General features: G+C 64.0%; 11 protein-coding genes. 4 read left to right on the top strand and 7 right to left on the bottom strand.

Annotation, left to right across the window (positions count from 1 at the left end):
* Together AB1634_17055 and AB1634_17050 are read right to left on the bottom strand one after the other, a co-directional pair.
* On the bottom strand, positions 1-1,583 hold a 1,583-nt coding region (locus AB1634_17055), incomplete at its 3' end, for a SpvB/TcaC N-terminal domain-containing protein (GenBank protein MEW6221225.1).
* Positions 1,564-1,890: an RHS repeat domain-containing protein gene (locus AB1634_17050; protein MEW6221224.1), complete on the bottom strand. Its 327-nt coding sequence runs from the start codon at positions 1,888-1,890 to the stop codon at positions 1,564-1,566. The genes AB1634_17050 and AB1634_17055, both read right to left, overlap by 20 nt.
* 62 nt (positions 1,891-1,952) lie before the next feature.
* On the opposite strand from AB1634_17050, the gene AB1634_17045 reads away from it, so the two are divergent.
* The 3 genes from AB1634_17045 (at position 1,953) to AB1634_17035 (ending at position 4,917) form a co-directional block, all read left to right on the top strand.
* Positions 1,953-3,044 carry an Rpn family recombination-promoting nuclease/putative transposase gene (locus tag AB1634_17045; GenBank protein MEW6221223.1) on the top strand — a complete coding sequence of 364 codons (1,092 nt, stop codon included), beginning with the start codon at positions 1,953-1,955 and terminating at the stop codon, positions 3,042-3,044.
* A gap of 586 nt (positions 3,045-3,630) precedes the next feature.
* On the top strand, positions 3,631-4,110 hold the full coding sequence (locus tag AB1634_17040; protein MEW6221222.1) for a VOC family protein: 480 nt from the start codon (positions 3,631-3,633) through the stop codon (positions 4,108-4,110).
* A gap of 21 nt (positions 4,111-4,131) precedes the next feature.
* A complete protein-coding gene (locus AB1634_17035) occupies positions 4,132-4,917 on the top strand; it encodes a Ku protein (protein ID MEW6221221.1) in 786 nt (261 codons plus the stop codon).
* A gap of 81 nt (positions 4,918-4,998) precedes the next feature.
* Here the strand turns inward: AB1634_17035 and AB1634_17030 are convergent, their stop codons facing one another.
* From AB1634_17030 to AB1634_17010, 5 genes are all read right to left on the bottom strand, one after another.
* On the bottom strand, positions 4,999-5,595 hold the full coding sequence (locus AB1634_17030) for an EamA family transporter (GenBank protein ID MEW6221220.1): 597 nt from the start codon (positions 5,593-5,595) through the stop codon (positions 4,999-5,001).
* Between the two features lie 374 nt (positions 5,596-5,969).
* Complete coding sequence (locus AB1634_17025; protein ID MEW6221219.1) at positions 5,970-7,163, bottom strand: MFS transporter; 1,194 nt, start codon at positions 7,161-7,163, stop codon at positions 5,970-5,972.
* 31 nt (positions 7,164-7,194) lie between these two features.
* Positions 7,195-8,673: a chromate transporter gene (locus tag AB1634_17020; protein MEW6221218.1), complete on the bottom strand. Its 1,479-nt coding sequence runs from the start codon at positions 8,671-8,673 to the stop codon at positions 7,195-7,197.
* A gap of 24 nt (positions 8,674-8,697) precedes the next feature.
* Positions 8,698-9,696 carry a chromate resistance protein ChrB domain-containing protein gene (locus AB1634_17015; protein ID MEW6221217.1) on the bottom strand — a complete coding sequence of 333 codons (999 nt, stop codon included), beginning with the start codon at positions 9,694-9,696 and terminating at the stop codon, positions 8,698-8,700.
* Between the two features lie 68 nt (positions 9,697-9,764).
* Positions 9,765-9,977, bottom strand: a complete 213-nt coding sequence (locus tag AB1634_17010) for a hypothetical protein (GenBank protein ID MEW6221216.1) — start codon at positions 9,975-9,977, stop codon at positions 9,765-9,767.
* 187 nt (positions 9,978-10,164) lie between these two features.
* Here AB1634_17010 and AB1634_17005 point away from each other — a divergent pair, with 187 nt between their 5' ends.
* Positions 10,165-10,362, top strand: coding sequence for a hypothetical protein (locus AB1634_17005; protein ID MEW6221215.1), 198 nt, complete (start codon positions 10,165-10,167; stop codon positions 10,360-10,362).
* The last annotated feature ends 154 nt before the right edge of the window (positions 10,363-10,516 follow it).

Raw genomic sequence — 10,516 nt, 5'->3', positions numbered from 1 at the left:
TTCCAGTGTCGCCCCCTGGGCGGGCAGATTGCTCTCCATCGGTCACCTCCTCGCGCTTGCGTTGGAAAATGGCCGATCCTAACCCGCCCGGCGGCGGCTGTCACACTGGCTTGCCGAAAGGACACGAAATCACCGACCGGGGTTGCGGTGCTCAGGAGGACATGCCATGTGTCGTCCCAGTACATTAGATCCGTCCTGCCATCTCCGTTGAAGTCCCCGGTGAAACTGAAACGCTGAGGTCTGTCGATAATCTCGAAACGGGGGTAGGGATCATACTTCGAACAGCAATGATTTCGCGTTGGTCCGAAGGAAACACGCTCAAAGGAGCTGCCGGTGCTTTGAAGGACCCGCCAATGATCTGAAAAATACATGAAGTCGGTCTTGCCATCCCCGTTGAAATCACCCGTAAAATGGAAAGGTTGTCGACCGTAAACATATTGGTAATTGACGTCAGCATAACCTAGGCCGAAGTCAACCTCCGTGAAGGAATTGCCGGTGCTTAAGAGGACTCGCCAGGAGCTATCTCCTCGGGATCCGACCCAGTACATGAAGTCGGTTTTGCCGTCTCCGTCGAAATCGCCAGTGAAATGGAATGGCTCATAGGAACGGCTCTGGTGGTCGGGCCAATATCCAACCCCTTCACCCTTGCCGAAATCCGTCTGGGCGAAGGAGCCGGCATCGGCATTGTAGGCGAAGCCCACGGCCGGCAGACTGGTCCCGCCTGATACCTGGCCGGTACTGACGTTCACCAGGGCGTCGTTGCCGAACTGCCGCACGGTCTGGAGGCGAGACTGGCCGGTGCCGCCGCTGCCATAGTACACAAGCTGGTACGCGCGTACGCGGCTGCCACTCACCTGCACGTCGATGGATTTGAGCCGGCGTGACACCACGCCCATGCCGGCACCGGTGGCGAAGGTGATCGGGTCCGTTCTGTTCTCGTAGTAGAGCTTGATCGTCGTTCCGTTGTAGGTGATGGTGTTCGGGTAGAGATAGCCGACCGGATTGCCGACAGGAAGGTAGTTGTACGTGACGCTGTTGCCATGGGGATCAGTGACGCTGGTCAGCAGCCAGCGGAAGGTGCCTTTGCTGGTAATAAATTTCGTCGAGTAGGTCGCCTTGTTGCCGTTCGTGCCGTAGACGTACCACTCGTCCCCGTTCTGCTGTATCCTGGTGTAGTTCTGGATCTTTGTGCAATGGGTTCCGCCCTGGGATGTGCAGCGAACCAGCTCCATGCCATCCAGGAAGAAAGCGTCGTTGGCGTCGTATTTCGGGGCGCCGCCGCCAGGGAGTGCCCGCTCAATGAAGGACAGGCCGCTCAGCGACCAGCCCACGCCCGCCAGACCCGGCATGGGCGTGGAGGTGTAGACGAGCTTCAGCTGGGGCTCCAGGCCGTGATACTGCGGAACCGCGATGGGCACGTCGGTGGAGAAGGAGCCGTAATACTGACTCACCTGCGCCCCCGCGTTGGCGAGCGTCTCGGCTCTGGCAGGCCGGGGGGCGATCAGGAACAGAACCCCCCATACGGCAAGAAGCACCACAGGGCTGCCAAGAAATCTCGTTCGTTCACGACCGAGCCGTAGCATGAGCCTCTCCTTGCGCAGGATGAATTAACAGGAATCTAACATTTTCATGCCAATAGCAACGGGCAACGCCCGCCCTTCTTATCTGGTGGGGCTTGGGCATGTCAAGAACTATTTTTAGCGGGGATGCAGATAGGTCGGCCTTGAACGGCCCACGCAGACGTAACGGATCCCTGGGGGCAGGCGGCAGAGCCCGGATCTTTTTGCGTAAGTGGGTGCCCACCCGCCGGCCCCGATCGTCATACCAGAACCGGGTGGTCTGGCCGGCCATGGTCACCGAGCTGAGCCGGTGGGCGGCATCCCAGCCCAGGGTGCGGCCGCAGCCAGTCCGCCCGCGTTGACAACCCCAGCCACCCCACGTACCATGCGGCCATGAGCGAGGTGGCCAATCCCCACGATCGGTTCGTCAAGGAGGTTCTGGGCCAGCCGGCCACGGCCCGGGACTTCCTGGCCAACTACCTGCCGCCAGCGGTGGTCGACTGCCTGGACCTGTCCACCCTGGAGGTGGTGAAGGACAGCTTTGTCGATCCCAAGCTGGCGGAGCATCTCTCCGACCTTCTGTACCAGGTGAGCCTGCAGGACAACCGGCTGGGCTACCTCTACTTCCTGTTCGAGCACCGCAGCCATCCCCTCGGCTGCCCACCCCTGGATCTCGTGCGCTACGGGGTGCAGATCTGGCGCCGGCACCTGGCCGTTCACTACGCACGCACCCTGCCGCCAATCATCCCGCTCATCTTCTACCACGGCCGGAACAACTGGGTGCATCCTCTGGATTTTGCGGGGCTTTTTGATCTGCCCGCAGCCCTGGTGCCGTACCGGCCGTCGTGGCGCTACGAGCTCATCGACCTGGCGCGCTGGCCGGATGAGGACCTCAAGGGCGAGGTCCTGCTCCGTTCGTTCCTCCTGGTGACCAAGCACATCTTTACCGAGGACCTCGGCCAGCGTCTGCCGGCGATCCTGACGCTGATCCGGGACCTGGTCCGGTCGCAGACCGGCCTGCAGTATGTCGAGACCCTGCTTCGCTACGTGGCTGCCGCAGCGCCCCAGGTGGAGGAGGAGGTCTTTCGCGCCGCCATTGATAACGCGCTTGTCGAGGGAGGGATAGCCATGCCGACACTGGCCGAACGTTGGGAACAGCGGGGATTGGAGCGAGGCATCCAGCAGGGGCTGCAGCAAGGACTGGAGCAAGGCCTTGAACAAGGGCTGGAGCGAGGGCTGGAGCGAGGGCTGGAGCGAGGGCTGGAGCAAGGGCGCCGGCAGGGCCAGCTCCAGACGTTGAAGGCCCTACGCCGGAGCATCATCGACGTCCTGGAGGCCCGTTTCGAGGCGATTCCGGCGGCGGTGCTCCTTGAGCTGGACAAGGTGGAGTGGGAAGAGACCTTGCACACCCTGCACAAGCGAGCAGTGGTCATCGCCTCCTTGGAGGCCTTCCGGGACTTGGTGCGCCGTACCCTGGCGGACTGAGCCAGTCTCGCTTTCCCTCCGAGATTTCACCTTCTCCGCGGGGATCAGAGGCGACCCTGTACCAGCCGGCAGCCGCACTTCTCCGCCCTCTTTCTGGCCAGGAGTGCCCCAGGGTCAGGGCAGCGGCCAGGGGAAAGAAGCGGACGCCTCCGTCGCCAGCGAGTGGCTTGCTGCGTCCACTGCGGCAGGACGGCCGTCCCTTGGCGCAGGAAGACGCGACCATCACCTGTCGACGCCCGGCGACGGGACGCCATGAGCGTGCCATCCGTCCTGGGCCGGGCCGCCCGCCGCTCTGGCTCCTCGCGGCCCCGATACGCCGGCCGCGGTGCCCGTGCTTGCTGCGGCGGTGACCCGCCGGCCCTGGTCTTGCAAAGAGAAGGCGCAGGGCGCCCTTCTGGCCGGCTCGGACCGGTATGGTCGGTCGGAAAGCCGGGGCCGTGCCCTGCCTGCCGGACACGATCATCGGCGGCATCCTGCCGCAACGAGTTGGCTTCGCCCCAGGGAGCGGCTGCTGGCTGGCGGCCAGAGAGACGCGGACGGCTACAAGACCGGAATGAGCCAGACACAAGACCAAGGAGGCAGGTCAATGACCGCTACGATACCGGAAGGCTTTCACACCGTCACCCCCATGCTGGTCTTCAAGGACGCCCGCCGGGCCATCGAGTTCTACAAGAAGGCCTTGGGCGCCCGGGAGCGGTTCTCCATGCCCGGGCCCGACGGCCGCGGGGTGATGCATGCCGAGCTGGCCATCGGCAATTCCGTCATCATGATGGGTGAGGAGCATCCCGGCGAGCCCTGCAAGAGCGCGGAGACCGCTGGCGGCTCGCCGGTCAGCTTCTATGTCTACGTGCCGGACGCCGACGCGGCCTGCCGCCAAGCGGTGGCGGCGGGGGCCAGCAGCCGGATGCCGGTCGAGGACATGTTCTGGGGCGACCGGATGGGCACGGTGCAGGACCCCTTCGGCTATTCCTGGAGTCTGGCCACCCATGTCAAGGACCCCACCGAGGAGGAGCTGGCGGCGGGCGCCCAGGCCTTCGCTCAGCGGGCTGGCAAACAGCAGCCCTGACGGCAGAGGTCTTCCGGAAGCATGAGCGGAGGGCGGGCGATCTGGAAGGGCATCATCCGGCTGGGTACGGCAGCGATCCCGGTCAAGCTGTATGCCGCGGTCCATGACCGGGGCGTCCATTTCCGGCTGCTGCACAAGACCGACCTGATCCCGGTGCAGCAGGAATGGGTGCGGCCGGAAACCGGCGAGGTCGTGCCGGACGAGGCGATCCGGCACGGGGTGGAGACCGCGGACGGCCGGCTGGTCTTCATCACGGACGAGGAGCTCCAGGCCCTGGAGTCCATGGCCAGTCGGGACATCGAGATCCTCCGGTTCGTCCCCGAGGCGGTCATCGACCACCGGTGGCATGACCGGCCGTACTATCTCGGACCGGATGGCGACGAGGCGGCCTACTGCGCGCTCGCCGCTGCCCTGGCTGGCAGCGCGGCCCAGGGCCTGGCCCGGTGGGTCATGCGGGGCAAAGAGCACCTGGGGGTGCTGCGCCTGCGGGACCGCTACCCGGTCCTGATCACCCTGCACCATGCCGGTGAGGTGCTGCCGCTCCCCCGGCTCATGCCAGCGGCGGGCCGGGAGATCGACGCCCGAGAGCTGGCCATGGCCGAGCAGCTGGTGGCGATCATGGCGGGCCGCTTCGAGCATGGCCAATACCGGGATGAATACCGGCAGCGGCTTGTGGACCTCATTGCCGCCAAGGCGGGCGGCCAGGTCATTCCCCTGGCGCCAACCGCGCCGCCGGCCGAGGCCCAGGATCTGGCAACGGTCCTGGCGGCGAGCCTGCAAGCGGTGCAAGGGCGGCGCCATGGCTGAAGCGGAGGAGCCGACCGGCCGGGGTGGTGTGGAGAGAGCGGGAGGCTCGCCCTGCCCGGTTGGGCGTCCTGGCGTGGTCTTTCAGTGGCCATGTCGATGGTGGATATCCGGCCAATGGACGTGGGCATGTGTTATGGGCTCGTGGATGTGGCTGTGGTCATGGTCTCTTCTGTCCAGTGCATTTTCGTCGTGTTCGTGGGTGTGATGCTCGTCGTCTGCATGAGCATGGGCAGAAGACTGGTGCTCATGGGCATGCAGATGCTCTTCCCCATGGAGAAAGAACATTCCTGAAAGCATGATGAGAGCCGCAACCCAGTATTCGCCGGGTGGGCGCTCGCCGAGAAGAATCACGGAAAGGATGGCGCCAACAAAGGGGCCAGATGCGAACCACGTGCTGGTTCTCGCCGACCCGATTTCCCTCAGGGCGTAGATGAACAGAACCAGACTTGCGCCATAGCTGAACGCCCCAATTGCCAGTGCTCCTGATATCTGGAAAGCCGTGACATGGCTCTGGTGCAAGAGGAATGAAAGAATGATATTGAAGATGCCGGCACACCAGCCTTTGATGCATGCCAGCGAAGAGGCGGGGATCGACTCCAGTTCCCGGGTAAGGTTGTTGTCGATTCCCCAAAAGAGACAAGCTGCCAGGACAGAAAGTCCGGAAAATGACAATTCCATCTCTCCATCTCCGCTAACAACGACGAGAATGGAGGCGGCGACAACTTGAAGCTTCCCAATCCAAATTCGGTGTCCGATGTGTTCGTGAAAGATCAGCCACGCCAGCACGGTGGTCGCAACGGTTTCAAAATTGAGCAGCAGCGAGACCTCGGTTGCTGTGCCATGACGTATGCCATGAGCCGGTCACTGCAGCAGCCTGGCACAAGTACCGGCCGAAGGCACGGGCGGGTACCTGGTCAGAGCGTTTGCATTCTTGCGGACGACGTTTTCCGATTTCTGGGGCGATATCTCCCACGAGGGGGAGTGTCGTGTCGGAGATACTCCACCGCATTCGCCGACGCCAGCTCGTGCCGCGGACATGGAGGCCATCCAGTTTACGCAGGTCGCCCTGTTCCTTCTTGGAGCGATGTCCTGGCCGCAACAGAAAAGATCCCCACCGTTCCCAGCAAGACAATAGCAGAGCCAAGAAATGCGTGGCCATAGCCGAAGGAGGCGGCCACCAGCCCTGAAAGCAAAGGACCGGTGGTGTGGCCCAGATCCATCACCGACCCCAAGAGCCCCATGGCCGATCCCCTGGCCTCCTGGCTGCTCAGGTCGGCGATGTAGGCCGAGGTCGCCGACATGGCCACCGACAAGCATAGCCCAAAGACGAGGCTGAGGGAGAATAGAGCCGGGAAAGAGGTGGCGACGGCGAGGCCTCCAACGCACGCTGCCCCCAGCAGCCCTCCGGCCACAATCTGTGGACGCCTGCCGTGGGTATCGGAAAATCGTCCCATCACCGGCTTGGTGAGCGCCAGGACGATGACTTGGCCGGAAAGAAGCATCCCGACCTGTGAGGCGGAGAGATCATTCTTGACCGCATGCAAGGGGAGAAAGGTCTCGAATGTCCCATAGGCAAAGAGAATGGCCGCTTCCACCAAGCAGGTAAAGACGATCCTCCGCTCCAAGATGACTGTTTTGAAAGCATGGAAAGTCTCGGCCCAGGAGTGCCCCTGCCTCGCCTGCGTCTCCTCCGCCTTGGGCAAGCTTGCCGCCGCAACGAAGGTGGCGATGCCGGCGCCGCCGCAGACCCAATAGACTGTGGTGTAGCCGGTCGAGGAGGTTAGTGAAAAGAGGCCGAGGATACCGCCCCCGATAACCGGGGCCAGGAAGCGCCCCGCCAGGGTGGCGGTGGAGAACCAGCCCATCTTTTCACCCCGGTCCTTCGTTGACAGGCCAGAGACCAGGGCCATGGCCACCGGCAGAAAGATGGCTGTGGCAAAGCCGTGATACAGCCGGACCATGGCCAGTTGCCAGATCGTGTCCACCAGGAGATAGGCGAAGGGGGCGGAGGCGAGGATGGCGGCTGCCGTCAGGAGCAGCCGCCTCGTGCCGAAACGGTCAGCCAGGAGTCCGGCCGGGACACTGAAGATGACCCCGGCAAAGGCGGAGATCGAGGCAATAAGGCCGATGCCGGAGGGGGTGGCCCCCAGATGCTGGGCAAAGAGCGGCAACACCGGGCTCTTGGAGATGGTGGAGCTGAAGATCGCCAGCATCCCGGTGAGGCAGAGGAGTCGGAAGGGGGTCATTGGGGTTGTTGATGAACAGGTCAAAAGTCCCTCAGCCAAGGGGCTCGCCATGCCCTGTCCAAGCCTGCAGCCCGCCATGCAGATAGGCGACGGCAAGGCCTTTTTCCCGCAGCTGCTTACTCACGGACTGGCTCACCGAGCCACCCCGGGCGCAATAGATTACCGTGCAGACGCCGCCCGGCAGGCCGTCACTCCAGGCATCGACCGCTGCCGGATCGCGCCAGACCGCGCCGGGGATCATTGCCGGGGCGCTCTCGCGATCCGCCGGACGGCGGACATCGAGGATGGTGACTGTCCCGGAGGCCTGCATCTCCTTCAACCGGGCACTGTCGATGATACGGCCGGCGATGAGACCTTGGATCTCTTCGTGGTAGCTGAGGTAGCGATTCAAGGTGATCTCGTTTTTGCCGTATTGGGGGATCTCCTTCAGGATCGAGACAAACCGCTCCTCGGCCTCCGGCTCCCCGGCGATGGTGACGATGCCGTCATGGATGATGTCCACCAGGCGGTCGGCGTAGATGACGATCCGCTCCTCCAACCGCCGCAACGTGTAGTCCTTCACCGGCAGGCCAAGCTCCGTGGCCTCGGCTGCCGTCAGGCCGCCCCGGATGTGCTTTTCCATAATGGCGGTGATCGCCGGCGGCAACCCCAGGCTGGCACCCAGTTCGGCGCCCACCTGCCCGTGGACGATGTCGTGGGTCTTGGCTTTGCCCAGGTCGTGGAACAAGGCCCCCCGGCCGACCAACTCCATGTCCAGCTCGGCCTTCGTTCGCCGGGCGATGTCCAGCGCCTTTCGCGCCACCGCCAGGCTGTGATCGATGTCGGATTGGACCATCCCGGCGTGGCGCAGCAGGCCGAGGTCCGCCTGTTGGATCGTATCGTCCTGTCCCATGGTTATTCCTCCCGGCGAGCCGGTGACGGCAACCTCCCCGTTTCCGCCTTTGGCCTTGTTGTTGGCCAGGAAAGTGAGGGGGGCGACCATGCCGCCCGCGAGTCCTGTCAGGCCAGCGGCCAGGATGATGGCCGGAAATGGCACCTGCAGGAAGGAGATACCGGCAAAGGAGAGGGCGGCCAAAAGGACGAAGACACCATTCTTCAAGGCCTTCTTGCCGATGCGGATCACCGCCTCGGCGACGATGGCCGCCACCGCCGGCTTCAGTCCGTAGAGGAAGGCGGCGACCGCCGGGACGTTGCCCATGGCGGCGCAGAGCCAGGAGAGAGCGAGCAGGATGAAGACCGAGGGCAGGACGAAGAGGGTGCCGGCGACAATGCCGCCACGGGTGCCGTGCAACAGCCAGCCGATATAGATGGTCAACTGTTGGGCCTCGGGGCCGGGCAGGAGCATGCAGAAGTTCAAGGCTTGCAGGAAGTGCTCCTCGTCGATCCATTTCTTCTCCTCCACCAGCTCCTTGTGCATGATGGCGATCTGACCGGTGGGTCCGCCGAAGCTGATGAAGCCGAGCTTGGCCCAGAACTTCAGGGCGTCGTGGAATGAAGGGGTTGGTGCCATGGTGGGTGCGCGCCATCTCGCGGGTTATTTCCGGGAGGCATAGAGCAGGGCGAAGACCTCCATGCCCCGGCTCAAGGCGGTCTGGTCGTCGGGGGCGGTCTTTCTGATGCCGGCGAGTATCTGCTCGATGCCAGCGGCCTCGGAAGACTGGTGCTTCCCGTCCTTCATGTCGAGGTCGTGCACTGCCTCGGCCAGGCGCCAAAGGGCCTTCTCCTTGAGGTTGAAGGCCCGGAGCAGCACCTCGAAGGTACAGAGCTCCCCCACATGGGTAAACTCGGCGCCGGGCATATCGAAGGCGATTCCCCCTTCCGGCAGGGAGCCCAACTGGGCTTCGTCGATGAAGGCGAACGTGGCCTCGGGATCGATGGCGTGCCGGATCAGCCAGGCACAGGCCATGCGGTCGACAAAGGGCCGCTGGCGAGTCGCCCAGGTCCGGCCCCGATAGTCGGCGGCCACCCGGGGGGGGATCACCGTTGCTGCCCGGGCACGGGGGCCGCTCAGCCGGGCCAGATCCTCTTGCATCCTCTCGATGGCGGCGAGGAGCGCCAGCCCCTCCCTGGTGGCGAAGAAATCCGTCTTGCGCACTTCGGCACAGGCCTTGGCGACCTTGTCGAGCTGGCTGGCCAGTCCCTTCAGGTTGTGCCCCTGTCCACCTTTTTTGATGTTGTCGAGCCTGCGGGAGACCTCTTCGGCCTCGCGCTCCACAGCAAGATAGTCTTTTCTCCGGGCCTGATTGAACAACTCGACAATCTCGTCCTCTGTCAAGGTGTCGATGCCATGGATGGACACCATGTCGGCACCACCGCCCATGGCCTTGATCTCCGCCACCAGCCAGTGCAGAAGCTCCTGATGCTCTGCGGTGAAGGGCAGGATGTAGACCGCCCCTTTCAGGGAAACCGCCCCCGCCTTCATCAGCCGCCTCCAGACCATCACCCGATTGCTCACCGGCCTGGCGGGCACTGAGTAGAGAAAGAGAAGCCAGCGATAAGCGCCGGCGCTGGGGGTCTGCGTGGACCTGGTCACGTTTTCTCTCCTTGGGGGTGTCTTGTGGCCGCCAAGATGGCATCCTGGCGGCCACACACCAAACGGTTTCAGGCATGCGCAGCCAGCGTCGAGGTGTGCCGCGAAGGCGGACAGACGCTCGCCGTGTATGCGCCTTCTTCGGCCAACGCCACATCGACATTGGTGCACTCAAAGGTTTCTGCCGTCTTCTCCAGGTCGTCGCCAAGGGATGACAAATCGCCCACTTCGGCCATGGCGACCGCTGCGAACATCTCTTCCAGGGCATGCAGGAACCGGTTCATGGCGGGCCTCCTTGCGGGTTGAGGGAGTGTTGGATGAATCCTTCGTTACTAGAGTAACATCTGTTTCAGGGCCAGTCAACCGCCTCCCATCACGTTTGCCGAGCTGTTGCAACGGGCACCGCCGGCCCTGGTCTTGCAAGGAGAATACGCAGAAGCGCCCTTCTGGCCCGGTCCGGTGGGCGGAAGCATGAGCGGGCGGGCGATGGGGAAGGGCGTCATCCGGCAGGAGGAGGCTGCGATTCCGGTGAAGCTGTATGCGGCGGTCCAGGAGCGCGGTATCCGTTTCCAGCTGTTGCCGCCCACCGCGCCGCCAGCGGAGGCCCAGGATCTGGCGGCGGCCCTGGCGGCGAGCCTGCAAGCGGCGCAGGGGCGGCGCCATGGCTGACGCGGCGGAGCCGGCCGGCCAGTTGGGCGCCTTCTGGTCCGGCAGCCTCACCTTCGGGCTGGTCAACATCCCGGTGGATCTCTACTCCACCCACCGGCCCCGGCCCGCGGCCCTCCGGATGCTGGCCTCGGACGGCGCGGCCTTGCACCGCCGC

It is taken from the genome of Thermodesulfobacteriota bacterium (assembly GCA_040755095.1).
In the GTDB taxonomy this organism is placed as follows: Bacteria; Desulfobacterota; Desulfobulbia; order Desulfobulbales; family JBFMBH01; genus JBFMBH01.
This window is presented reverse-complemented; position numbering and strand designations above follow the sequence as displayed.

Excerpts from the sequence above, each read along its gene's own strand:
- AB1634_17035 (MEW6221221.1), top strand. The coding sequence starts at position 4,132 with ATGAGCGGAGGGCGGGCGATCTGGAAGGGCATCATCCGGCTGGGTACG.
- AB1634_17020 (MEW6221218.1), bottom strand. The coding sequence starts at position 8,673 with ATGGCACCAACCCCTTCATTCCACGACGCCCTGAAGTTCTGGGCCAAG.
- AB1634_17010 (MEW6221216.1), bottom strand. The coding sequence starts at position 9,977 with ATGAACCGGTTCCTGCATGCCCTGGAAGAGATGTTCGCAGCGGTCGCC.
- AB1634_17025 (MEW6221219.1), bottom strand. The coding sequence starts at position 7,163 with ATGACCCCCTTCCGACTCCTCTGCCTCACCGGGATGCTGGCGATCTTC.
- AB1634_17045 (MEW6221223.1), top strand. The coding sequence starts at position 1,953 with ATGAGCGAGGTGGCCAATCCCCACGATCGGTTCGTCAAGGAGGTTCTG.
- AB1634_17005 (MEW6221215.1), top strand. The coding sequence starts at position 10,165 with ATGAGCGGGCGGGCGATGGGGAAGGGCGTCATCCGGCAGGAGGAGGCT.
- AB1634_17030 (MEW6221220.1), bottom strand. The coding sequence starts at position 5,595 with ATGGAATTGTCATTTTCCGGACTTTCTGTCCTGGCAGCTTGTCTCTTT.
- AB1634_17040 (MEW6221222.1), top strand. The coding sequence starts at position 3,631 with ATGACCGCTACGATACCGGAAGGCTTTCACACCGTCACCCCCATGCTG.